This window comes from Rhodococcus sp. 06-221-2 (assembly GCF_002258365.1).
Taxonomy (GTDB): domain Bacteria; phylum Actinomycetota; class Actinomycetes; order Mycobacteriales; family Mycobacteriaceae; genus Rhodococcoides; species Rhodococcoides fascians.
Map to the genome: position 1 here is coordinate 387543 of NZ_NOYJ01000030.1, position 23687 is coordinate 411229.

At 63.9% G+C, this 23687-nt stretch carries 19 protein-coding genes and 1 tRNA gene; 12 read left to right on the forward strand and 8 right to left on the reverse strand.

The annotated features are described in order from the left end of the window. The first annotated feature begins 18 nt into the window (after window positions 1-18). Together CH281_RS18010 and CH281_RS18015 are read left to right on the forward strand one after the other, a co-directional pair. Entirely contained in the window at window positions 19-1161 is a 1143-nt protein-coding gene (locus tag CH281_RS18010) for a N(5)-(carboxyethyl)ornithine synthase (protein WP_094695010.1), read from the forward strand. Next, complete coding sequence (locus CH281_RS18015; protein WP_027497605.1) at window positions 1158-2267, forward strand: methyltransferase; 1110 nt, start codon at window positions 1158-1160, stop codon at window positions 2265-2267. The genes CH281_RS18010 and CH281_RS18015 overlap by 4 nt, the downstream gene beginning before the upstream one ends. A 68-nt stretch (window positions 2268-2335) precedes the next feature. On the opposite strand, the gene CH281_RS18020 is transcribed toward CH281_RS18015, so the two are convergent. Genes CH281_RS18020 through CH281_RS18030 form a run of 3 tightly spaced genes read right to left on the reverse strand, consistent with a single transcriptional unit; the run spans window position 2336 to window position 4938 of the window. Next, on the reverse strand, window positions 2336-2572 hold the full coding sequence (locus tag CH281_RS18020) for a hypothetical protein (RefSeq protein WP_027497606.1): 237 nt from the start codon (window positions 2570-2572) through the stop codon (window positions 2336-2338). 23 nt (window positions 2573-2595) lie between these two features. Then, window positions 2596-3780 carry a fatty acid desaturase family protein gene (locus CH281_RS18025; protein ID WP_032368223.1) on the reverse strand — a complete coding sequence of 395 codons (1185 nt, stop codon included), beginning with the start codon at window positions 3778-3780 and terminating at the stop codon, window positions 2596-2598. 45 nt (window positions 3781-3825) lie between these two features. Beyond that, entirely contained in the window at window positions 3826-4938 is a 1113-nt protein-coding gene (locus CH281_RS18030; RefSeq protein WP_032368224.1) for a ferredoxin reductase, read from the reverse strand. A 195-nt stretch (window positions 4939-5133) separates the two neighbouring features. Between CH281_RS18030 and CH281_RS18035 the strand changes: the two genes are divergently transcribed. Both CH281_RS18035 and CH281_RS18040 read left to right on the forward strand, forming a co-directional pair. Next, window positions 5134-5760 (forward strand): TetR family transcriptional regulator, encoded by a 627-nt coding sequence (locus CH281_RS18035; protein WP_027497609.1) that lies wholly within the window; start codon window positions 5134-5136, stop codon window positions 5758-5760. 35 nt (window positions 5761-5795) lie between these two features. After that, window positions 5796-6617: an alpha/beta fold hydrolase gene (locus tag CH281_RS18040; RefSeq protein ID WP_032406855.1), complete on the forward strand. Its 822-nt coding sequence runs from the start codon at window positions 5796-5798 to the stop codon at window positions 6615-6617. Here the strand turns inward: CH281_RS18040 and CH281_RS18045 are convergent. Then, a complete protein-coding gene (locus CH281_RS18045) occupies window positions 6614-7936 on the reverse strand; it encodes an MFS transporter (protein WP_094695012.1) in 1323 nt (440 codons plus the stop codon). The genes CH281_RS18040 and CH281_RS18045 overlap by 4 nt on opposite strands. A gap of 83 nt (window positions 7937-8019) precedes the next feature. Here CH281_RS18045 and CH281_RS18050 point away from each other — a divergent pair, with 83 nt between their 5' ends. The 3 genes from CH281_RS18050 to cmrA are packed head-to-tail and all read left to right on the forward strand — an operon-like array spanning window position 8020 to window position 11416. After that, a complete protein-coding gene (locus tag CH281_RS18050) occupies window positions 8020-8547 on the forward strand; it encodes a PadR family transcriptional regulator (RefSeq protein WP_094695014.1) in 528 nt (175 codons plus the stop codon). Further along, window positions 8517-10589 carry an NADPH-dependent 2,4-dienoyl-CoA reductase gene (locus tag CH281_RS18055; RefSeq protein ID WP_094695016.1) on the forward strand — a complete coding sequence of 691 codons (2073 nt, stop codon included), beginning with the start codon at window positions 8517-8519 and terminating at the stop codon, window positions 10587-10589. The genes CH281_RS18050 and CH281_RS18055 overlap by 31 nt, the downstream gene beginning before the upstream one ends. Before the next feature lie 23 nt (window positions 10590-10612). Next, window positions 10613-11416 (forward strand): mycolate reductase, encoded by an 804-nt coding sequence (gene cmrA / locus CH281_RS18060; protein WP_032382720.1) that lies wholly within the window; start codon window positions 10613-10615, stop codon window positions 11414-11416. Between the two features lie 48 nt (window positions 11417-11464). Here the strand turns inward: cmrA and CH281_RS18065 are convergent, their stop codons facing one another. Next, entirely contained in the window at window positions 11465-13189 is a 1725-nt protein-coding gene (locus CH281_RS18065; RefSeq protein WP_094695355.1) for a helicase HerA-like domain-containing protein, read from the reverse strand. Between the two features lie 94 nt (window positions 13190-13283). Here CH281_RS18065 and orn point away from each other — a divergent pair, with 94 nt between their 5' ends. The 3 genes from orn (at window position 13284) to CH281_RS18080 (ending at window position 15120) form a co-directional block, all read left to right on the forward strand. Then, the gene (gene orn / locus CH281_RS18070) at window positions 13284-13895 is read left to right on the forward strand and encodes an oligoribonuclease (RefSeq protein WP_094695356.1); all 612 of its coding nucleotides are present in this window, start codon (window positions 13284-13286) and stop codon (window positions 13893-13895) included. Window positions 13896-13973: 78 nt separating this feature from the next. Further along, a tRNA-His gene (locus tag CH281_RS18075) sits at window positions 13974-14049 on the forward strand. A 330-nt stretch (window positions 14050-14379) separates the two neighbouring features. Then, a complete protein-coding gene (locus tag CH281_RS18080; protein WP_205912818.1) occupies window positions 14380-15120 on the forward strand; it encodes a M23 family metallopeptidase in 741 nt (246 codons plus the stop codon). Between the two features lie 10 nt (window positions 15121-15130). Here CH281_RS18080 and CH281_RS18085 read toward each other — a convergent pair whose 3' ends face one another. Beyond that, on the reverse strand, window positions 15131-16324 hold the full coding sequence (locus tag CH281_RS18085) for a L,D-transpeptidase (protein ID WP_094695357.1): 1194 nt from the start codon (window positions 16322-16324) through the stop codon (window positions 15131-15133). 223 nt (window positions 16325-16547) lie between these two features. On the opposite strand from CH281_RS18085, the gene CH281_RS18090 reads away from it, so the two are divergent. Further along, window positions 16548-20738, forward strand: a complete 4191-nt coding sequence (locus tag CH281_RS18090) for a bifunctional nitrate reductase/sulfite reductase flavoprotein subunit alpha (protein ID WP_094695018.1) — start codon at window positions 16548-16550, stop codon at window positions 20736-20738. Here the strand turns inward: CH281_RS18090 and CH281_RS18095 are convergent. Then, window positions 20732-21664 carry an alpha/beta hydrolase gene (locus tag CH281_RS18095; protein ID WP_094695358.1) on the reverse strand — a complete coding sequence of 311 codons (933 nt, stop codon included), beginning with the start codon at window positions 21662-21664 and terminating at the stop codon, window positions 20732-20734. The two genes, CH281_RS18090 and CH281_RS18095, sit on opposite strands and share 7 nt — an antisense overlap. Before the next feature lie 44 nt (window positions 21665-21708). Then, window positions 21709-22818: a cellulase family glycosylhydrolase gene (locus CH281_RS18100; RefSeq protein ID WP_037219422.1), complete on the reverse strand. Its 1110-nt coding sequence runs from the start codon at window positions 22816-22818 to the stop codon at window positions 21709-21711. A gap of 149 nt (window positions 22819-22967) precedes the next feature. On the opposite strand from CH281_RS18100, the gene CH281_RS18105 reads away from it, so the two are divergent. After that, the gene (locus CH281_RS18105) at window positions 22968-23675 is read left to right on the forward strand and encodes a GAF domain-containing protein (protein ID WP_027497622.1); all 708 of its coding nucleotides are present in this window, start codon (window positions 22968-22970) and stop codon (window positions 23673-23675) included. Window positions 23676-23687: the final 12 nt, after the last annotated feature.

Sequence of the window (23687 nt, forward strand, 5' to 3'; positions counted from 1 at the left end):
CGTAACGAAGGGTTAAACGTGCATCAGCTCACTCTCGGAGTCCTCTCACGTTCGCGCAAGCCCGATGAGCGTCGACTACCGATTCATCCTCTTCATTTCGATCGCATCGACGCCGACATTCGAGGCCGAATGTTCCTCGAATCCGGCTACGGCGAACCGTTCGGAATCTCCGACGAGCACCTGGCCACGCAGGTCGCGGGTATCGGCACCCGCGCCGAGCTCATTGCTCTATGCGACGTGATTCTGCTGCCGAAGCCTCAGGCCGAAGATCTCGAGTCTCTTCGACCCGGCCAGACGCTCTGGGGTTGGCCGCACTGTGTGCAGGACGAAAGGCTCACCCAGATCGCTGTCGATCGCAAACTCACGCTGATCGCCTTCGAGGCCATGAACCACTGGACGCAGGACGGCTGGTTCAATCTTCATGTGTTCCACAAGAACAACGAATTGGCCGGGTACTGCTCGGTGCTGCAAGCATTGCAGCTGATCGGTTCCACCGGGGACTACGGCCGCAGGTTGCGGGCCGCTGTCATCGGTTTCGGAGCCACGGCTCGCGGCGCGGTCACCGCGCTCAGTGCACACGGGATTCACGACGTCGATGTCCTCACTCAGCGTGGGGTCACGGCGGTGGGTTCGCCGATCCACTCGGCCAACATCGTCAATTTCGATCTCGACGACGCCGATCCCCGCCAGAGCCGAGCTCTGACTCCCGACGGTCGAATCCCACTCTCGCAGTTTCTGTCCGACCACGATGTGATCGTCAATTGCGTACTGCAGGATACGAACTCACCACTGACGTTCCTGACGAACGAGGACCTGCCCACATTGACTCCGGGCACCCTGGTCGTGGACGTCTCGTGTGACGAGGGAATGGGATTCGAATGGGCTCGGCCCACGTCGTTCGCCGACCCGATGTTCACCGTCGGTGACAACGTGCACTACTACGCCGTCGACCACAGCCCGTCCTATCTGTGGAATTCGGCGACGTGGGAGATCAGCGAATCGTTGCTGCCTTACCTTCGCGTGGTTCTCGACGGGCCCGCAGCGTGGAGCGAGGACGTCACCATCGAGCGTTCCATCGAAATCAGGGAGGGTGTCATCGTCAACCCCAATATCCTTGCCTTCCAACATCGCAGTGCGGAGTACCCGCACACTGCAGCATGAGCGTCACGTGGGTCGAGGACGGCATCGAACGGTCCGCGCGATGGCAGTCGGAGAACGGTGCGCCGCCACCACGGGTGGTGCGGATCGTCGACGACGCGACGACGGCGGACGTGGCCTACAAGCTGGCGACGATCGGCGAGTCTCTGCTGTGGCGTGGCGATTACAACAACGCTCGCCAGCTCCTGTCGGCCATGACGCGGCGGGTACCACCGGCCACACAGCCCGAGAACGCGTCGCCCGCCGAGCGGTTCCACCTGCATCGTCAGTACCAGGCGCGGCGCGCACGGGTATTGGGAATGCTTCTGGTGCAACTCGATTCGGACCTACGGCTCGATCTCGGCCGAGCGCCGGAGGTGCGATCGGCCGTAGCGGAAGCACTGGGTCCCGATGCCTCGGCCTGCGTCCTGTCACTACGGGAACTGCTCGGGATCATCGGCGCACACGAGTGGCGCCGCAAGGGAGTGTTCGTGCCGGCGCTGGACGCGTCCGTTCATCCCCACTACGGAGTGTTCTCGCCTGTCCGCGGTGAGTACATCCAGCTCGTCGCCGACGCACCGCTACCTGCCACGGACCGGGCTTTCGACATCGGGACGGGCTCGGGTGTGCTGGCTGCGGTACTCGCGCGCCGGGGCGTACCTGCGGTGGTGGCGACCGACAAGGACCCCCGATCGGTCGCGTGCGCCCGCGCCAATCTCGACGCACTCGGGTACAGCGATCGGGTCGAGGTGGTGCAGACCGACATCTTCCCGAGCGGCCGCGCGGGATTGATCGTCTGCAACCCGCCGTGGATCCCCACCAAGCCGACGTCGGGGATCGAGCATGCCGTCTACGATCCCGGTTCTCGCATGCTCAAATCGTTCCTCAGCCGCCTCGGCGGGCATCTGACGCCCGACGGCGAGGCCTGGTTGGTGTTGTCCGACCTCGCCGAGTTGCTCGGATTGGTCACGCGCACAGACCTTCTCGCGTCGATCGACAAGGCCGGCCTGACCGTCGTCGACCGGATGGACACCGTGCCATCGCATTCTCGAGCGACCGACGCCTCCGATGTTCTGCACGAAGCTCGGTCGCGCGAGACCACGTCACTGTGGAGACTGCGCCGCCGCTAGCCATCCACGCCCGACACGAGAAAGCCGCCCGAGCAATGCTCGGGCGGCTTCGTCGATCGTGCGGTGAGTCAGTGCCGGTCGCGGGTCTCGAACTCCCCGTTGATCACGGTGCCCAGCGGCGCATCACGCTCGGCCTTCTTCGCGGCCTCACGCATTTCGATTCCATCGGTGATCAGATCACCGATCTCGCGAGTGACGTCACGGACCGCTCCGGCGATGATCACCACGATTCTGCCGACGTGTGTCGCCGCAGACTCGGTGAAATCCTGCACGGTGTCCTTGTTGCGCTCGAACCTTCCCACCACCAGGACCGCCCCCTTCGAAGTCGTCACGCTGCGTCGGTCTTCTTACGCTCGACGATAACACTGGCCGGGGCAGCCGATCCGGTGAGCGAGTTGGGCAGAGCGAGCTTGAAGATCTTGCCCCACACGGTGCCGATCTGGTGGAAGAAGCCGCCGGTGTTGTACGGCAGGTCGTACTTCTGGCACAGAGCCTTGACCTCGGGTGCGATCTGCGGGTAGCGGTGCGCGGGAAGATCCGGGAAGAGGTGGTGCTCGATCTGGTGCGAGAGGTTGCCGGACATGATGTGGAACAGCGGCGAACCCTCGATGTTGGCCGATCCGAGCATCTGACGGACGTACCATTCGCCCCGGCTCTCGTCGGCGGTCTCTTCCTGACTGAAGGTCTGCACCCCCGTCGGGAAGTGGCCGCAGAAGATTATCGAGTACGTCCACACGTTGCGGATCAGGTTCGCAGCAACGTTGCCGACCACGGTCGAGGCGAAGAACGGCCCGGTCAGAGCGGGAAAGATGACGTAATCCTTGAGAGCCTGCTTGCCCGCCTTGCGCCACATTCCCTGCAGCAACGGCTTGACGTCGTGCCACTTCCTCTTGCCGGCGACGATGTTCTCGGTCTCGAGGTCGTGCAGCATGACGCCCCACTCGAAGAACGTCATGAGCAGGAATGCGTAGACGGGGTTGCCCAGGTAGTACGGGTTCCACTTCTGGTCCTGATCCATGCGCAGGATTCCGTACCCGATGTCGCGGTCCATGCCGACGATGTTGGTGAACGTGTGGTGCATGTAGTTGTGCGAGTGCTTCCACTGGTCTGCCGGGCAGACGGTGTCCCACTCGAACACCTCGGAGTTCAGACCCGGCTCACGCATCCAGTCGTACTGGCCGTGCATGACGTTGTGGCCGATCTCCATGTTGTCGAGGATCTTCGCGACGCCGAGTGCGCCGACACCGGCGAGCCATGCCGGCGGGACGAAAGGCAGGTACATCAGTGCGCGTCCGGTGATCTCGAGCCCGCGCTGCGCCTTGATGATCTTGTAGATGTATTCGCGGTCCTCGTCGCCCAGTTTGGCGACGGTGCGGGCCCGCAGGTCGTCGAGTTCGCGGCCGAGCTCTTCGACCTGTTCGTACGTCAGTACGGTCGGCTCGTCGGGCAGCGTTTCGTTGCGTCGGAAGGGAATGACGGCGGTGGGCAGGATCGAGAGAATCGTTCCGAGCATCTGCTGATCTCCAATTCGATCGGGTGGTGGGCGGGAGCTCCGGGACTAGATGTCGATGTCGACGTCGCCGACGGCAACGGACACACAGAGCTGGATCTTCTTGTCGGATTCGGTGTCGGTCTCACCGGTCTTGATGTTCTTGGTGCAGCCGGACTTCTTCACCGAGGTGCAGGTGAAGCAGATGCCCATTCGGCACCCGTTGGCCGGCGACAGACCGGCTCCCTCGGCTTGTTCGAGCAACGTTGCACCGTCGTTCTCGGCGGCGACGTCACTTCCGGAGAACGTGGTGGTTCCCGTGACGTCGTCGCTCACGGTGGCGAAGGACGGTGTGAATTCCTCGAGGTGCAGTCGGTCGCCGAGCCCTGCGTCGTCGAAGAACGACGTCACGCCCTTCATCAGCCCGGGTGGACCGCACAGGAAGGTGTCCGCGTCTGCGAACCACGGCGCCACGGCGTCGAGATGCTCTTTGCCGAAGAACCCGTGCAGGTCCCCGCCGGTCGTCTGCTCGGTGTATGCGAAGACGAGGTTCACATTGTCGTGCTCGGCGGCGATCTTCTCGAGCTCCTGCTTGTACGCGACGTCGTTCTCGGTGTACGCGTAGTGCAGGAAGGTCAGGTCGCTGCTGTACCCCTCGTCCAGCAGCGACCTGAGCATGGACAGCACGGGCGTGATGCCGCTGCCGCCGCTGATCAGCAGCGTGCGCGCCGGGCGTGGCTGGGGAAGCTTGAACGTGCCGTCCGCCTGCGACAGGCTGACGACGAGGCCGACGTGCGCGTTCTTGTGCAGATACTGCGAGACCAGCCCCTCGGGGTGCGCCTTGATCGTCAGCTCGATTCGGCCGTCCTTGCGGTACTGCGAACAGGCCGGCGAGTAGCAGCGAGTCTGACGTACGCCGTCGATGACCACCCCGACCTGAACGAACTGGCCGGCCTGAAAGCCTTTCCACTGTCGGGTGGGGCGGATGGTCAGCGTCAGCGAATCTTCGGTGGACCGGTGTATCTCGGTCACTTCACCGCGCAGATCACGAACGGTCGTCATGGGGTCGACCAGCTCCAGGTACCGATCGAGCGCGTGGGGCGTGGCCATGGCCTCGAACAGGGAAAGAAGCGAGAACTTGCGCGAACCCGTGGGTCGCGTCGGACGTTCTTGAAGCGTCATTCCATCCTCCCTAACCGGATCGAACCCTACGACCCATTCAGTGAACGATTGTGCACTAACATGAGTGTGACAGAGCGACACCGGTACCTGTCAACGTTTATGTGACCGCCATTACAGACCTCATGTGAAGTTCACGGGGACCGCGGAAGCAACCGGAGGGGAGATCACAGAGTGCCCGCCCATAAACTGGACGCCGTGACAGAACCGGGTACCCGCGCGGAGCGCAAGGAGCGCACGCGGCAGGCCTTGATCGACGGCACACTCGATCTGCTTCGCGAACGGTCGTTCGCGAGCGTGAGCCTGCGTGAGGTCGCGCGGTCCGCCGGCATCGTCCCCACCGCGTTCTATCGACACTTCGCGTCCATGGAAGACCTCGGGGTCGCGTTGGTCGAGGACAGCATGCGCATGCTGCGCCAGATGCTGCGCGACGCCAGACGCAACCCGAGTACCAAGACGGCCACCGAATCCTTCGGCATCCTGGTTCGTCAGGTCCGCAGCCACGAGGATCAGTTCCGCTTCCTCAGTCGCGAGCGCTACGGCGGAGTCACCGAGGTACGTCGCGCGTTCGCCACCGAGCTCCGGCTGTTCGTCAGCGAGCTGACCATCGACCTCTCTCGCATGCCCGGTCTCGAACGATGGGACGTCTCCGATCTCGAGATGACGGCCGACCTCCTGGTCTCGACGATGCTGACGGCGGTGGTCGGTCTGTTGGAGATCGACCGGCCGGGTAGTCAGAACGAGAAAGACCTCATCGAACGCACCGAGAAGCAGATCCGGATGATCATGCTGGGGATGAGCAAATGGGAACCGCGACGGGCCTGACCCTCGGGCACGAGCGCGAGCCGCGAAGGAGCATCATGACCACCGAGGTACACATCGGCGAGTACACGTTCGAGCTGGCGCAGGCAGGCCCTGTCAACGGCGTACCCGTCGTTGCGCTGCACGGCTTTCCACAGACCAACGCGTCGTGGTCGCGGGTGACCCCCGAATTGACGGCCGCGGGCTGCCGCGTCCTGGCCCCCAACCAGCGGGGCTACTCCCCCGGTGCCCGCCCGATCGGCGTCGAGCACTACCGCATCGAGCGTCTCACCGAGGACGTCCTCGGTCTGCTCGACGCCTTCGACCTGAACTCGGCGCACCTGGTGGGGCACGACTGGGGCGCTGTGGTTGCCTGGCATGTCGCTGCCGAACATCCCGACCGCGTCCGAAGCCTCACTGCCGCATCCGTTCCGCATTCCGCGGCGTTCAACTGGGCCATTCGCGAGGACCCGGACCAGCAACAGCGGTCGCAGTACTTCGGATTGCTTCGCGAACCCGAGAAGGCCGAACGAGTACTGACCGAGAACGACGCGCAACGGCTCCGCGCGATGTTCGGAGCCGAGAGCCTCGACGACGAATACGTTCGCCATCTGACGGTGCCGGGAGCACTGACGGCTGCGTCGAGTTGGTATGCCGCGATGACGAGGGAGTTCGCGAACCTACCTGCGGTGACGGTGCCGACCACCTACGTGTGGAGCAACGGCGACACCGCCATCGGTCGAGCCGGCGCGGAGCGCTGTGGCGAGTTCGTCGATGCGCCGTACCGATTCGTCGAACTCGACGGCATCTCCCATTGGATCCCCGAGGAAGCCCCCGACAGACTCGCAGCCGAGATCTTGGATCGTATCGGGTCGGCCTAAACCTGTTCCGGGGCGCGAACTTTGAGCAGTGCCAGCAGCCCGGCGGCGAGAACGATGATCAGCCCGGCGATACCCGCGCGGTCGGCGTCGAACATCCACACGAACAGCCCGAACAGCGAGGGCGCGAGGAACGACGCGGCCCGACCCGTCGTCGCGAACAGTCCGAAGAACTGACCCTCGCGCCCGGGCGGTGCCAGTCGGGCCAGGAAGGTACGCGCAGACGATTGCGCGGGCCCCACGAACAGGCACAGGATCAGCCCGAAGATCCAGAACATCGTCGGTCCCGACACGAACAGCAGAATAGTTCCGGCCGCGATCATGGACGTGAGCGAGAAGACGATGACCTTCTTGGGTCCGATTCTGTCGTCGAACCGCCCGGCGACGATGGCACCGAGGCCCGCGATGACATTGGCGGCGACGCCGAACAGAAGTACGTCCGCCGCGCCGATGCCGTAGACGCTGACGGCGAGAACGGCTCCGAAAGTGAACACGCCCGCCAGCCCGTCCCGGAACAGTGCGCTGGCGATCAGGTAGTAGACGGCACGCCGGTCTGCGCTCCACAACTCGCGCACATCGCGAAAGAGAACGCGATAGGACTCCGCGAAGCCGGCCTGTGCCGCCTCGGGATCGGCGATGGCCCTGGGTACTTCGGGAACTGCGAACATCACCGGGATGGCCGAGACCGCGAACCAGACGGCCGCCAGCACGGCGACGAGCCTGATGTTGAGCCCTCCGTCGGTGCTCAGCCCCAGCAGGCCCCGAGTGTCGCCGTCCCCGACGATGAAACCGAGGTAGCACAGAAGCAGTAGGACGATTCCACCGAAATAGCCCATCGCCCAACCGAATCCGGACACGCGTCCGATATTGGCCGGGGTGGAGACCTGCCGCAGCATCGAGTTGTACGGAATACTGGCCAGCTCGAACATGATGGATCCGAGACCGAGCAGCAGCAGCCCGAGCCACAGATAGCGGTAGTCGTCCTGTACGAAGAACAAGCCGGCCATGGCCACGACCGTCAATGCGGTCAATAGCCCCAGCAGCCATTTTCTCTTGCCTCGGGCGTCGAAGCACTGCCCGCACACCGGTGCCAGCAGTGCGATGACGACGCTCGACAGCGCGATGGACCAGCTGAACCACGTGGTCGCCGAGATGGATCCGGGTAGGTCGTCACCGACGGCATCGGTGAGATACACCGAGAACACGAACGTGAGAACGACGGCATTGAACGCGGCCGATCCCCAGTCCCAGAACCCCCAGGCGGTGACCTGCTTACGCGTTGTGGCGACTCCGACGACAGCGGCCTCCGGCTGGGTTCCCATGGTTGCCAACACTAGCCCGCGACGGGCCCATGTTTGGGTGCACCTAGTTGCATAGTCACCACGTTGCATACATACTCTCGGGTGTGGCTTTGGAACACGCGATTCTGGTCTCCCTCACCGAGCTGAGCGGCTCGGGGTACGAGCTCGCCCGACGGTTCGACAAGTCCATCGGCTTCTTCTGGAGTGCAACTCACCAGCAGATCTACCGCACTCTGACGCGGATGGATGGAGCGGGCTGGATCACCGGTGAGGCAGTCGCGCAGGACGGCCGACCCGACAAGAAGGTCTATTCGGTCAGCGCTGCGGGCCGAGCCGAGCTCGATCGGTGGATCGCCGCACCGACCGATCCTTCGCAGCTTCGCGACGAACTCGCCGTGAAGATTCGCGGAGCGGCCAACGGTGACATCGAAGCGTTGAAAGTCGAAGTCGCCCGCCACCGCGACGTACATGCCACCCGTCTCGACGTGTATCGACTGATCGAGAAGCAGGACTTTCCGGCCCCCGCTGCCCTGACCGGTACCGCGCTGCATCAATACCTGGTGCTCCGCGGCGGGATTCGTGTCGAAGAAGGATTCACCGAATGGTGCACCGAGGTATTGGAGAAACTGTGAAGACCGAGCAGACCACTGGTCCGTACCCGATTCTGTTGTCGCCGTTGGACGTCGGCGCAACCACGCTGAAGAACCGCGTGATCATGGGATCGATTCACACCGGCCTCGAAGATCGCGCCCGCGACACCGGCCGCCTGGCGGCCTACTTCGCCGAGCGTGCCCGCGGCGGAGTCGCACTCATCATCACCGGGGGTTACGCCCCCAATCGCACCGGGTGGCTGTTGCCGTTCGGGGCCAAGCTGACCAACCGCATCGAGGCCCGTCGGCACCGCAGGATCACCACTGCCGTGCACCGCGAAGGCGGCAAGATCGCGCTCCAGATCCTCCATGCCGGACGCTATTCCTACCAGCCGCTGAGTGTGTCGGCATCGTCGATCAAGGCTCCCATCAATCCTTTTCGGCCCAGGCGATTGACCTCGAGGGGCGTTCGCTGGCAGATCAGAAACTTCGTGCGGTGCGCCCGACTCGCACAGAGCGCCGGCTACGACGGCGTCGAAATCATGGGCGGCGAAGGCTACTTCATCAACCAGTTCCTCTCCGAGCGCACCAACAAGCGACGCGACGAATGGGGTGGTTCCGCGGAGAACCGTCGCAGAATGGCAGTCGGGATCGTGCGGCAGATCCGTGGCGCCGTCGGATCCGACTTTCTCATCGTGTTCCGGCTGTCGATGGCCGACCTCGTCGAGGAGGGCCAGAGCTGGAACGACATCGTCGCCCTCGCCGAGGACGTGGAGGCCGCAGGCGCGAACATCATCAACACCGACATCGGCTGGCACGAATCGCGGGTGCCGACCATCGTCACCTCGGTTCCGCGAGCAGCATTCGCCGACATCACCGGCAAGCTCGAAAAATACGTGAGCATCCCCGTCGCCGCGTCCAACCGCATCAACATGCCCGAGATCGCCGAGAACATCCTCGCCCGCGGCGACGCGCAGCTGATCGCCATGGCCAGGCCGATGCTCGCCGATCCGTTCTGGGTCGAGAAGGCTGCTTCCGATTCCGCGGATCGAATCAACACCTGCATCGCCTGCAATCAGGCCTGCCTCGACCACGCCTTCGTACACAAGAAGGTCTCGTGCCTGGTCAACCCTCGCGCCGGTCGCGAGATCGACCTGCAGTTGTTGCCGACGAAGAAGACCAAGAAGGTGGCGGTCGTCGGGGCCGGGCCCGCCGGACTGTCTGCGGCGCTCACCCTTGCGCAACGCGGACACGCCGTCAGCCTGTTCGAGGCCAGGGGCGAGATCGGCGGCCAATTCGGTATCGCCCGTCTGATTCCCGGCAAGGAAGAGTTCGCCGAGACCATTCGCTACTTCTCCACCGCTCTGCGCGACGCGGATGTTGCGGTACACCTCGATACTCGGGTTACCGCCGCAGAACTCGCCGCGGGCGAATTCGACGAGGTGGTCCTGGCCACCGGTGTCACTCCCCGGATGCCGCAGATCCCAGGTATCGATCACCCGTCCGTGCTCTCGTACGCGGAACTGGTGCGCGACGGTAGGGCCGTCGGCGATCGGGTCGCGGTCATCGGTGCCGGCGGTATCGGCATCGACATCTCCGAGTTCCTCACCACCGACGCCTCCCCCACGCTGGACCTGAAGGAATGGAAGCAGGAGTGGGGAGTCACCGAGCCCGAGGCCGCGCCGGGCGCGTTGACCACCCCGGTGCCGGCCGCATCTCCTCGGGAGGTCTACCTTCTGCAACGCAAGCCGGGACGTATCGGGGCCGGTCTCGCGAAGACCACCGGGTGGGTCCACCGCGCAGCATTGAAAGCCAAAGGCGTGCATCAGCTTTCGGGGGTGAACTACGAGAAGATCGACGATGCGGGCCTGCACATCTCGTTCGGCGAGAAGCACGAACGCCCACGCTTGCTCGAGGTCGACACCATCGTGATCTGCGCGGGCCAGGAGTCGGTCCGGGATCTGGTCGACGAGCTGAAGGCAGCGGGTACCACCACGCACATCATCGGCGGTGCGGACGTGGCGGCAGAGTTGGACGCCAAACGGGCGATAGAGCAGGGCACCCGGCTCGCGGCCACGATCTGATCTGTCCGCTAGCCTGTCTCACCGTGAGCCTGCCCAAGCCCAGCCCCGATGCCCGCGCCGTCGTCACCGGAGCCTCCTCCGGTATCGGTGAAGCCCTGGCCACCGAACTCGCCACCCGTGGTCACTCGCTGATCGTCGTGGCCCGACGCGGCGAACTGCTCGAGGCGCTGGCCGCGAAGCTCACCGCCGAGCACGGCGTCACCGTCGAGGTGCGGGCGTCGGATCTGTCCAACCGCGAGCAGCGCCAGGAGCTGGTCACCGAGCTCTCCGAGCGTGAGATCTCGATCCTGTGCAACAACGCAGGCATCGCGACGTTCGGACCGGTGGCCGGGCTCGATCCCGCGTACGAGCGTGATCAGGTGGAGCTCAACGCCGTTGCCGTACACGACCTCACGTTGGCGGTCATGCCCGGCATGATCGGTCGCGGAGCAGGCGGCATCCTCATCACCGGTTCTGCGGCGGGCAACATGGCCATCCCCAACAACGCGACCTACGCCGCGACGAAGGCCTTCGTCAACACGTTCTCGGAGTCGCTGCGCGGTGAGCTCGCGGGCACCGGCGTCAACGTCACCCTGCTCGCTCCAGGCCCGGTCCGCACCGAGACACCCGACCCGGCCGATGCGTCGATCGTCGACAAGATGGTCCCGGACTTCCTGTGGATCGACAGCGCCTACACCGCGAAGCTGTCACTGGACGGCCTGGCGAAGAACAAGATGCGCGTTGTGCCGGGTCTGCTGAGCAAGGGCATGTCGGTCGCCGGGCAGTACAGCCCGCGCAGCATTTCGGCACCGATCATCGGCAGCTTCTACAAGAAGCTGGGCAACTAGTACCCGAATCCTGGTCGTTCTGCGGGCTCCACTCCCGACTGAGCAGGCTCAGCGCCGCCGACGCCGTCCGGTTCCGAAGATGCTGCGCGAGATTTCCCGCCCGGCGGCCGAGGCAGCCGATCGAAGGAAGCTCTTGACCGCTGGGTTGCCCATGATGCGCTCCGCGGCCGACGGCCCGTCCGGCTCGCTCGGGGGTAGATCCGGCAGATCGGCGGGCAGCGGTGGGATATCGAACTTCTCTGCCGGAGCGGGCACGTCGGCCACGCGAGCGTTCATCCGCTCGTAGGCGGACTCGCGATCGATTGTCTCGCGGTACTTGGCGGAGAGGGTGCTCGACGACGCGGCGGCCGCGATGGCGTCGTTGCCGATGGTGTCCATCAGGGACCGGGGCGGACGAATCTTCGTCCACGCCACGGGCGTCGGAGCCCCCTTCTCAGAGAGCACCGTCACGATCGCCTCGCCGGTTCCCAACGACGTCAGTGCCTTCTCGAGGTCGTACGCGTCGGTCTTGGGGTAGGTGCGCACCGTCTTGTTCAGTGCTTTCTGGTCGTCGGGAGTGAAGGCGCGCAGAGCATGCTGGATTCGCGCACCCAGTTGGGAGAGAACGTCGTTGGGGACGTCGGTGGGCAGCTGCGTGCAGAAGAAGACGCCGACGCCCTTCGAGCGAATGAGCTTGACGGTCTGTTCCACCTGCTGCAGAAAGGCTTTCGACGCGTCGGCGAAGAGCAGATGCGCCTCGTCGAAGATGAACACGAGCTTGGGCTTGTCGACGTCACCGACCTCGGGCAACGTCTGGAACAAATCGGCCAGTACCCACATCAGGAAGGTGGAGAACATCACCGGGCGTGACGCCTGAGCACCGAGCTCGAACAGAGTGATGACGCCTCGTCCGTCGGGTCCGACGCGGAGCAGGTCCTCGGTCTCGAGTTCCGGTTCGCCGAAGAAGGTGTCGCCGCCGTCGGCCTCGAGATTGGCCAAGGCGCGCAGGATGACTCCGGCGGTCGCCGACGACACACCGCCGATGCCTTTCAGGTCGGCCTTGCCTTCGTCACTCGTCAGATGCATGATCACCGACCGCAGGTCCTTGAGATCGAGCAAGGCAAGTCCCTGGGAATCGGCCCAGTGGAAGATCAGCCCCAGGGTCGACTCTTGAGTGTTGTTGAGCCCCAACACTTTGCTGAGCAAAATCGGTCCGAACGCGGTGATCGTGGCCCGCACCGGCACCCCGATCCCCTCGGTGCCGAGCGAGAGAAATTCCACCGGGTGTCCGGCGGGAGCCCAGTCCGTCAGGCCGGTGTCCGCAGCGCGGCTGCGGATCTTGTCGTTGTCTTCGCCCGGCGCGGACAAGCCCGAGAGATCTCCTTTGACGTCGGCCATGACGACGGGAACCCCTGCGGCAGAAAGCTGTTCGGCTATCCCCTGAAGCGTCTTGGTCTTGCCGGTTCCGGTGGCCCCGGCAACGAGACCGTGCCTGTTCAACGTGGCCAACGGAATACGAATGCGGGCAGCGGGGTCGGTGACACCGTCCAGAACGACGGTTCCCAGTTCCAATGCCGCACCTGCCGATGTGTATCCGGCGGCAATCTCGCTTGCTTTACCCTGCACCGCCGGTGCCGACCCTTGCTCTGCGGCACGCGCCTCCGCCTCGGCGGCGTCGGCCGCTGCCAAAGCTTCGGCAGCCACCCGTGCGGCTTCCACGGCCGCCGCTTTGGCCGCCTTCGCCTTCTCGGCAGGGCTGAGCGTGGGTGCCGGCTGCGTCGGGTCGCCTGTCATGTCCGCATCCTTTCGTGAACGTGCGCTGAAGTGAACGGGGTCGATCGCCACCGCAAACCCTAGTGGCTGTGGTGCGCGCACTACTGTGGAGCGAGTGCAGGACAAACTCGTGTGGATCGACTGTGAAATGACCGGCTTGGACCTGAGCAAGGACAAGCTGATCGAAATCGCGGCGTTGGTGACCGACAGTGAGCTCAACATCCTCGGGGAGGGTGTCGACATCGTCATCCACGCCGACGACGATGCGTTGGCGAACATGCCGGCCGTCGTCACCGACATGCATGCCAAGTCGGGCTTGACCGACGAGGTGCGCGCGTCGACGGTGAGCCTGGAGGAAGCCGAGCAGCGCGTGCTCGCGTACATCAAGGAGCACGTCCCGGTGGCCGGAACGGTTCCGCTCGCGGGAAACTCGATCGGGACCGATCGTGGATTCATCTCTCGCGACATGACCGCGCTCGACACCTACCTCCACTACCGAATGATCGACGTCAGCTCGATCAAGGAACTTTCTCGACGGTGGTACCCACGGATCTACTACGGGCAGCCGGCCAAGGGCCTTGCGCACCGCGCCCTCGCGGACATCAAGGAGTCGATCAAAGAGTTGCAGTACTACCGCCGGACGGCCTTCGTGGCTGCGCCGGGGCCCTCTACCAGCGACATCGCAGCAGTTGTTGCCGAACTCGACACGCAATCGGGGGCGGATTAGCAACCTCGGATTCAACCCGCTAGTATTGTCGACGCTGCTGATGCAGAGCCCGAAAAGGTTCTGCGGACGCGTGCAATGGTGGGCGTAGTTCAGCTGGTAGAGCACCAGGTTGTGATCCTGGATGTCGCGGGTTCGAGTCCCGTCGCTCACCCCACACGAAGAAGGCCGGTCTCCTCGCGAGACCGGCCTTTTTCGTGCATTCACTCCACCCTTCGCCAGGGTGTTCGAGCGGACGGTGCGTACCCACCCTGACCTCGAATTACGTTGTTGTAATTCACTTTTCGAGTTTCTTATGGGGTTTCTGTGACGTACGGTTACCAATGGCACTTTTGGGGAAGAAAAGTACCAACGTGATTCATGTGTTTTCTGCTACGTGAGTTCAGCGTGCCCCGAAGCGTCACCGAACATGCTCGACGCCCAGCTCGCACCCATCCGACGGGTGCCCGGCGGGCAGAGACGAGGAGGCTTTTTCGTGGGTCGCAGAATGCACAGAGTCATAGCGGGTTCGATCTTGTCGGCAGCACTGTGCATCGGCACAACCGGCTTGCTCAGCCCAGCGGTGGCCACCGCTCAACCCACGATCGAATTGCCTCAGATCCCGATCCCCCAGCCCGATGCGCAGCAGCGGGCCGCAATACTCGCCGCGGTGCTCGACGCCACCGGTGTGCTCATCAACCAGGTCGCGGCGATCGTTCTCGACGGCGACGTGCTGTCGGTGCCGGATACCGCAACTCCCGCGGATGTACCCGAGATCGAACTTCCGAGTGCGCCGCCCACGGTGGGGCTCGGCGGTGCCGTGCTCCCGATCGACGCAGGCAAATATCGCATCACTTCGGGTTACGGCGGACGCAACAACCCGACCGGCAACGGCGCGCAGTACCACCAGGGTGTGGACCTGGCTGCCGACAGCGGAACCCCGATCCATGCGGTGACCGGCGGAACCGTCGTTCAGGCCGGAGACGCGGGCGACGGCTACGGCAAGCTCGTTCGGGTCAAGAGCGGAAACACCGAGACCTACTACGGCCATCAGTCCAGCCTCGCTGTGTCCGTCGGTGACGAGGTGGCACCGGGAGATGTCCTCGGGGCGGTCGGCAGCACCGGCAATTCGACGGGACCGCATCTGCACTTCGAGGTCCGCAACAACGGCTCGAGCATCGAACCGGTCGCGTACCTGAAGACACTCGGGATAGATCCTTCGCTCTACCAAACCCGCGATCGAAGCTGATCGACACCGATCAGACAGTGGTGGCGTTGCCCGCTTTCCACTCGTCCCAGGGAATGTTCCAGTCGCCGAGACCATCGGTGCCCGACAACGTTCCACCGACGGTGTTCTCGACCACGACGATGTCACCGCGCTTGGTGTTGTCGTAGACCCACTTGGCGTTGGTCGGACTGAGGTTCAGACACCCGTGCGAGGCGTTGGAGTAGCCCTGCTGCCCCACCGACCACGGTGCGGAATGGAAGAAGATGCCGCTGTACGACATACGCGTCGCCCAGTCGACCGGAGTGCGGTACCCGGTGGACGAGTTGACCGGCACACCGTAGGTCGACGAATCCATGACGAGATGCTCGAATCGATCACCGATGATGTAGACGCCGTTGTCCGTCGGGGTGGAGTCCTTGCCCATCGACGTCGGCATCGTGATGACGTCCTGGCCGTTGACGTTGAACGTCACCTGCTTGGTGTTGTCGTCCGCAGTGGCAATGACCGCGTCGCCGATCGTGAACGACGTCGTCGCATTCTCCTGGCCGTAGATGTCGTCACCGAGATCACGCCCGTACACGTTGACGGCCACGTCGACCTTGGTGCCCGGTGCCCAGTAGTTCTGCGGTCGCCAGCGAACCTCTTTGTTGTTCACCCAGTAGAACGCACCTTCCGTGGCCGGCGTCGTGGTGACCGTGATCGCATTCTGGGCAGCAAGCTTGTCGGTGATCGCCTCGTCGAACTGGACCGCGACAGGCTGCCCGATACCCACCACGTCGCCCGGGTTCGGCAGAACGTAGGGCTTGGTGAAATTGCCCGGCTGGCTGGTGGTGAAGCTCGACACCGTGCTCGACGATCCTCCGAGTCCGTACGCATCGGCCTGCACTCGATACTCGCGGTTGTAGCCGAGGGGTTCGGTGTTGGTCCACGACAGCCCGTCCGGAGCAATGGCTCCCGATACCGGCTCGCCGTCGGGGTTGAGCATGGTGACCGAGGACAACTTGCCGTCCGCAACCGAGACGGTCACCGGGTCCGCCGGTGAGAATCCGACTGCTCCGTCGAGCACGCTCGCGGTCAGCTTCGGTTTCATCAGTTCGGTCATCGGGTTGGAATCGATCGGAACGGAGGGTTCGGAGATGTCCGTCTGCGAGCTGCACCCGGACAGCACTGCCACCGAGGCGACAACTCCCACCGCGGCGAGAACGAATCCTCGAGACACCCTCATGAACACACCACTTCCCACTTCGAGCCCGACCCGGACGATTCTGCCAGCGCAGAATCCACACATTCCACTCGACAGCCCGTTCGACGAATAACGTTCGAGTACCAATCGCACTGCAGAAAGTTGGTGTTACCTCCCTGCCACACAGGGCGGTGCCGCGAACGCACATCACCGCCTCGTTCGACGCCCGGTGAGGACAACGTCATATCCGGCTAACCGATGTGTAATGGCCGTGCACACTGCACCGGGCACTGTGGAAGCCATGGTCACCACGGTGAAGACACTCTGCGCATACTGCGGTGTGGGATGCGGCATGGTGCTCGAGGTCGGTGGGCCGTCGGCGGCGAAGTCCCAGTCGAGCTCCCGGTCGACGCTGCCGATCGGGCCCACGGTCACCAAGTCGGTCGGCGACAAGACCCACCCGGCGAACTTCGGCCGACTGTGCACCAAGGGAAGCACCACCGCAGACATGCTTGCCGCGCCGGGCCGCCTCGACAAGGCTCGGATTCGCCACCGGCGCGGTGACCGGCCGGAGAGTACGGACACCTCGGTGGCCATCACCGATACTGCCCGCAGGCTCCGCACGATCCTCGACGAACACGGACCCGATTCCGTTGCGCTGTACGTATCGGGGCAGATGTCGATCGAGGCTCAGTACCTGTCGAACAAACTGGCCAAAGGGTTCATCGGTACCAATCAGATCGAATCCAACTCACGATTGTGCATGGCCAGCGCGGGGACCGGCTACAAGCAGTCACTCGGAGCCGACGGTCCGCCGGGGTCGTACGAAGACTTCGACAACGCCGACGTGTTCCTCGTCATCGGCTCCAACATGGCCGACTGCCACCCCATCCTGTTTCTGCGAATGATGGACCGGGTCAAGGCCGGTGCGAAACTGATCGTGGTCGATCCGCGGCGCACCGCCACCGCCGACAAGGCGCACCTGCACCTCATGCTCGAACCGGGATCCGATCTGGCGCTGCTCAACGGCCTGCTGGCTCTGATCGTCGACAGCGGAAACACAGACCCTGACTTCATCGCCCAGTTCACCGACGGCTGGGACGCGATGCCGGAGTTTCTTCGCGACTACACCCCCGAGAAGGTCTGCGCTGCAACCGGTCTCGCCGTGGAAGATCTGCGTGCCGCAGCGGAGATGATCGGGACTGCAGAGAACTGGATGAGCTGTTGGACGATGGGACTCAATCAGTCCACCCACGGCACCTGGAACACCAACGCACTGTGCAATCTCCACCTGGCAACGGGTGCTATCTGCCGGACCGGCAGCGGCCCCTTCTCGTTGACCGGTCAGCCGAACGCGATGGGTGGCCGGGAAATGGGATACATGGGCCCCGGACTGCCGGGCCAACGGGCGGTCACCAACGACACCGACCGCGCGTTCGTCGAGCAGGCCTGGAAAATCCCGCCCGGAACACTGCGCACCGACGTCGGTGGTGGAACCATCGAGATGTTCTCGAAGTTGGCTGCGGGCGACATCAAAGCTTGCTGGATAATCTGCACCAATCCTGTTGCGTCCGTCGCCAATCGAACAACCGTGATCGACGGTCTCGAACGTGCCGAACTGGTGATCACTCAAGACGCCTTCGCCGACACCGAGACCAACCGATACGCCGATGTCATGCTGCCCGCTGCGCTGTGGACCGAGGCCCATGGTGTCATGGTCAACTCCGAGCGGAACCTCACGCTGTTCCAGCCGGCTGTCGAAGCACCCGGCGGAGCACTCCCCGACTGGAAGATCATCGCCGACATGGCCTGCGCCCTCGGCTACTCCGAGTCGTTCACGTACTCCAGTGCCGAAGAGATCTTCGAGGAGATCAAGCGATTCTCGAACCCCGCCACCGGTTACGACATTCGCGGCGTCACCTACGACGGGCTCCGCGAGGGTTCGATTCAGTGGCCGTGCCCGCCCGAGTCGACTACCACCAGACACCCCATCCGGTACCTCAACGACGGAGTCAGCCAAACCCTGCGGGTGTCGGAGGACGGCTCGATTCCTGCCCTGTCGTTCCCCACCGCAAGCGGTCGAGCGCAGTTTCTCGCCCGACCCGCCATGGCACCGGCCGAAATGCCGGACGACGACTATCCGTTCCTGCTCAACACGGGGCGACTCCCCCATCAGTGGCACACCATGACCAAGACCGGCAAAGTCGCGAAGCTGAACAAACTGAACCCCGGCCCGTTCGTGGAAATACACCCGACCGATGCGGGCCGGCTCGATCTGTCCGACGGCGATACCGTCGAACTGTCGTCGCGTCGAGGCCGTGCAGCACTGCCCGTTGTCGTTACCGACCGAGTGTTACCCGGAGGCTGCTTCGCGCCGTTCCACTGGAGCGACGAGTTCGGCGAATCCCTGGCGATCAACGCGGTGACCAATGACGCCGTCGATCCCTACTCGCAGCAACCCGAATTCAAGGCCTGCGCCGTGTCGCTGACGAAAGTATCTGCTGCTCAATCGGATTCGCCCGATACGTCCGAGGACGTGCACGATCCGGTCGACGCTCTCGCCGTGTTGGTCGGCCGCCCGAGCCGACCCGCAGAACCGTTCACCATCATCGAACAAAGTTACATGGCAGGCCTGCTGGAGGGACTTCGGACCGACGCCGCCCGTTCTGCGCCGGGAACCCCCACGCTGCCCGAACGGACCCCGCTGACTCCCGAGACGCACGCGTGGCTCGACGGTGTTCTCGCAGGCCTGTTCTCGCGCACTCCCTCGCCGGGCACCGATGCACCCGCCGCGGACACCTCGTCGGCAGCGGGCAGACCACTGCTCCTGCTGTGGGCCTCGCAGACGGGAACTGCCGAGGAGTTCGCCCAGTCCAGTGTTTCTCATCTGCGAGCTGCTGGGTCTGCCGTCACCGAACACTCCATGGACTCGTTCACCGCAGACCGACTACCGGCCGAGGCCGACGTGTTGATCGTCAGCAGTACCACCGGGGACGGCGAAGCACCCGACAACGGCGCAACCTTCTGGGAGAGCCTGACAACCGATTCGGTACCCGCACTGGACGGAATCCGTTACGCCGTGCTGGCGTTCGGCGACTCGAGTTACGCAGACTTCTGCGGGCACGGCCGCAAGATCGACGAACGCCTCGAGCAACTCGGTGCGCGGCGACTACTCGGCAGGGTCGACCTCGAGCCCGACTACGAGAACGAGGCCGCCGAGTGGCTCGACTCGGTGAGCGCGCTGCTGGCAGGTGACTCGCCAACGTCCGATCCCGCCACCGCGCCGGCCGAGCCTGGGGCACCCGCACGTCGGCCTGCGGCCGCTGACGTAGGACCGCGCTACAGCAAGAAGTCGCCCCTCGTGACCACTCTCGTTCGGAATCGAGTGCTCACCGCACGCGGATCGCTCAAGGATGTCCGTCAACTCGGATTCCACCTTCCTGCGGGCACCCTCGAATACGAGGTGGGTGACGCACTCGGGGTCTGGCCTCGCAACAGTGACCAGTACGTGCAAGAGTGGCTCGGTGCCACCGGACTCGACGGTGACGCCGTCGTCGACTTGGCCGAGCACGGTGAAATGCCGCTCCGTACGGCGTTGGGTCGGCACCTCGAGATCGCCCGTGCCACACCGGATCTGTTGAAGTTCGTGCACCGGCGTACCGCGGACGACGACCTCGAGGCCATGTTGCATCCGGACAACAGACACACGCTCACCGACTGGATGTGGGGACGGCAATCGATCGATGTACTTGCCGCACATCCGGTTCGCGCGTCGGTGGACGATTGGCTCGGCGTTCTCAAGCCGTTGCAGCCGCGTCTGTATTCCATCTCCTCGAGCCCGAAGGAGAATCCCGAGGAGGTGCAGGTGACCGTCTCGGCTGTGCGATACAACGTGCACGGTGTCGCTCGACGCGGGGTGTGCTCGACGTATCTGGCCGACCATGCCGCCAATCATGACATCGGGATATTCGTACAGAAATCGACCCATTTCAAACCGCCCGAGGATCCCGCCACGCCGATGATCATGGTCGGTCCCGGCACCGGCATTGCACCGTTCCGGGCGTTCCTGCACGAGCGGCGCGCGCTCGGGCACACCGGCCCGAACTGGCTCTTCTTCGGCGAACAGCACGCGGACACCGACTTCTACTACCGCGACGAACTCACCGCGATGCTGAGCGACGGGTCGCTCGACCGCCTCGACGTTGCCTTTTCCCGGGATCAGAAGGACAAGGTCTACGTGCAGGATCGCATGCGCGAACACGGCAGCGAGCTCTGGAACTGGATTCACCGAGGTGCCCACTTCTATGTCTGTGGCGACGCGTCGAGAATGGCCAAAGACGTGGATGCGGCCCTGAAAGGCGTAGTCGCACAGCACGGGAAACTGGCCCCGAGCAGTGCCGAGGCGTACGTCAAGGCTCTCGCTGCGGAGAAGCGGTACGTGCGCGACGTCTACTGATCCGCAGCCACCAGCGGCGGGACAGTGCGCAGGAGGAAGGCGATTTGGTCTGCGACCACCTGCTCGAAGTCAGCACCGAGATAGATGTCGAAATGGCCTGCGTCGTAGGTTTTTATCTCCCCGAGCGGGGCTGTCCGGGCGTATCGCAGGGTGGCCTTCGCCGGTGCCACCGAATCGGTGTTGCAGACGACGAAGAGTATCGGGCAGCCGACGTCCTTCGCTCGACGTCCGGGCCGATGGCGCACGATCTGCAGCGCGAAGCGGGCGGCAACCCGATTGTGGAACGACTCGTCGGAGTCCGGAGCGAGCGCGAGGTACCCGTCGTAACTGTCGGGTGACGTCATCAATGCGGTAGTCCCCGGTCGTCCGGCGGTCGCCACCATCACCGGCGGCCGCCCGATCACCGATCCCAGCAGATCGCGCACGGCCCGCACGGACAGTTTGACCGAGGTCCATGTGTTCGAAGCGAGCCCGGAGGCGATGCCGTCGGTGAACGGACACTGCGCGACCACCGCGGCGACACGCTGATCCCGTGCTGCCGCGACGATGACGTGGCCACCGCCGAACGACGAGCCCCACAACACGATTCGCGAACCGTCCACGTCCTGCCGACCCCGGGCGCACGCGATCGCTGCGGCCCAGTCCTGCAACTGGGACTCGATATCGAGCAATTGTCGCGGTCGCCCGCCACTGTCTCCGAAGTACCGATAGTCGAACACCAGGCACGCGTAGCCCTCGGCGCGAAATCGTTCTGCGTAGGCGTCGAGTCGCATTCCCCGGGTTCCGCCGAGACCGTGCGCCATGACGATCACCGGGGCCGGCTCGGTGCTGTCGGGCAGGTACAGCCACGCCGCACAGTCGACGCCGTTCGAGTCGAACGTGATGTCCTTACGATCAGGGACCGCGCCCCCCGGCTGCGAATTCATGGGCGAACCATAGCCCACGAACACCGGCAGCGGAATCGGTCGATCTACGGTGCCGAATGCTCCGCGGCGTAGGCATCGACGCGACCGTAGGCGATCTTGGGGGTCCAGTCTCTACGAACCAAGCCGAAGTTCTGTTCGGTGTCGGCGGTGTCGGACCCGGCGTCTCGGAGACTGTAGACGTAAGCCGGTCCGAGCCAATCGTTGCCGAGGACGGCGTCGAGAACGATCCCGATGCTGTCCGATTGCACCTGCTCGCTGACGCTGTTGGGGTTGGTCCCGGTCGGTGCGCCGAATTCGGTGATCCAGATCTGTTTGCCACTGTCACCGCCGGCAACCATGGTGTCTCGCATCGACCACATCTTCATGGCGGTGTTCCATGACGCTGTGCTGGGGTCGTTGGGTAGGTACGGCCACGTGTAGGGATGCACGTTGAAGGCGTCGAAGTACTTGTTGGATCCTTGCGCGTACATCTTCGACAGGAACGACGTGCCCGCGATGTTGCCGTTCGTGTCCTCGGACGGTGCCATCCCACCGACGAGCACGGTCGAACCGGGCTGCACCTGTTTGATCGCCGTGTAGGCCGCTCGAAGCAGCGCCGAGTACGCCGTGACGTCGGGAACGGGCTTGAAGAACGTCACGATGTTCGGCTCGTTCCATACTTCCCAGATCTTGATGCGGTTCTGGTACCGCTGAACCACCGTCTTGGCGAAAGCCGCGTAAGTGGACGGGTTTGCAGGACGGGAGTGAGAATCGTTGACCGCGGCAGCTACTCGCGCCCATCTGGGGGTGTAGGCGATGATCCCGTGCGGGCACATCCCGTGGGCCACGACGGCATCGATCACTCGGTCCGTTCGACTCCAATCGAAAGCGCCCCGTGTCGATTCGATTGCGGACCAATCGATGTCGAGACGAACCGCGAAGGCTCCCGCGGCTTTGGCAAGCGTCAGTTCGCGATCCAGATCTGCTGGGGAGAGGCTACCTATCGACGCGCCCGGCGAGACTCCGATCCGGATGGCGTCGGACTGCCCGCCACAGTTCACCGGACCGGCCTGAGCCCGCACGACGGGAGATGCACCCACTGCCGGCGTCGCAGCGAACGGCAACACCAGAGCCGCAAGAACGGCCATCACCCGCAGAGGAGCATTTGCTTTCATCTGCGGGATGATAGCAACACCGGTAGGCGATCTTCGCCGAAACGGATTGTCATACGCTTTGTGGCAATTACGGCAACGATTCGGATTGACGCAGAATTCGACCCCGCAGTCATCGGTAGGACGACATTGCCTGTACTACCATATGCCCAATGACAACAGGATTTCCCGGTTTCGACGAGCGTCTCAACGAGTTACTCGCCCGGCAGGCGGAGAAATCCGGCCTCGGGACCGATGAATTCATTCGGCGGGCCGTGGTCGATCGACTCGTTCGTGAACTGTCCGACGATCAGGATTCCGAGGTCGGTGCTCTGCTCCGGGCTTTGCAGGCCGCTTCGGAGAAGGGCGTCGAACCGGCCGAGGTGACGCGGGCATTCGGTACGCCGATCGACGACCCCGAGAGGCTGGCAGCAGTGACTCGGACAGGGTTGATGGACACCGGATCCGACTCCGGCTACGACCGGATCGTCGCGATGGTCGCCGATGCATTGAGCGCTCCGTCTGCCGCATTCTCGCTTCTCGACGACAAGCGTCAGTACTTCAAGAGTGCACTCGGACTGCCGTCGGAACTCGGTGGCGCGCAAGAGGTTCCTCTCGAAGCGTCCATCTGCCGTTATGCGATCGATCTAGGCCAGCCGCTGGTGGTGGAAGACGCGAGACTCAACGACGCCCTCAAGGATCATCCGTCGGTCCAGAGCAACCTGTTTGTTTCCTACCTCGGAGTTCCGCTCACCGACGATGACGGCCATTCCGTCGGAACCCTGTGCGTGTGGGATCGACAGCCGCGGCAGTGGACCACCGGCCACGTTCAGATACTGCAGGACTTGGCCTGGATTATTCGCGAGCGAGTTTTCGAATAAGGGGCGCTTTCC

Excerpts from the sequence above, each read along its gene's own strand:
- CH281_RS18015 (WP_027497605.1), top strand. The coding sequence starts at position 1,158 with ATGAGCGTCACGTGGGTCGAGGACGGCATCGAACGGTCCGCGCGATGG.
- CH281_RS18025 (WP_032368223.1), bottom strand. The coding sequence starts at position 3,780 with ATGCTCGGAACGATTCTCTCGATCCTGCCCACCGCCGTCATTCCCTTC.
- CH281_RS18030 (WP_032368224.1), bottom strand. The coding sequence starts at position 4,938 with ATGACGCTTCAAGAACGTCCGACGCGACCCACGGGTTCGCGCAAGTTC.
- CH281_RS18040 (WP_032406855.1), top strand. The coding sequence starts at position 5,796 with ATGACCACCGAGGTACACATCGGCGAGTACACGTTCGAGCTGGCGCAG.
- CH281_RS18045 (WP_094695012.1), bottom strand. The coding sequence starts at position 7,936 with ATGGGAACCCAGCCGGAGGCCGCTGTCGTCGGAGTCGCCACAACGCGT.
- CH281_RS18055 (WP_094695016.1), top strand. The coding sequence starts at position 8,517 with ATGGTGCACCGAGGTATTGGAGAAACTGTGAAGACCGAGCAGACCACT.
- CH281_RS18065 (WP_094695355.1), bottom strand. The coding sequence starts at position 13,189 with ATGACAGGCGACCCGACGCAGCCGGCACCCACGCTCAGCCCTGCCGAG.
- CH281_RS18080 (WP_205912818.1), top strand. The coding sequence starts at position 14,380 with ATGCACAGAGTCATAGCGGGTTCGATCTTGTCGGCAGCACTGTGCATC.
- CH281_RS18085 (WP_094695357.1), bottom strand. The coding sequence starts at position 16,324 with ATGAGGGTGTCTCGAGGATTCGTTCTCGCCGCGGTGGGAGTTGTCGCC.
- CH281_RS18090 (WP_094695018.1), top strand. The coding sequence starts at position 16,548 with ATGGCCGTGCACACTGCACCGGGCACTGTGGAAGCCATGGTCACCACG.
- CH281_RS18095 (WP_094695358.1), bottom strand. The coding sequence starts at position 21,664 with ATGAATTCGCAGCCGGGGGGCGCGGTCCCTGATCGTAAGGACATCACG.
- CH281_RS18100 (WP_037219422.1), bottom strand. The coding sequence starts at position 22,818 with ATGAAAGCAAATGCTCCTCTGCGGGTGATGGCCGTTCTTGCGGCTCTG.
- CH281_RS18105 (WP_027497622.1), top strand. The coding sequence starts at position 22,968 with ATGACAACAGGATTTCCCGGTTTCGACGAGCGTCTCAACGAGTTACTC.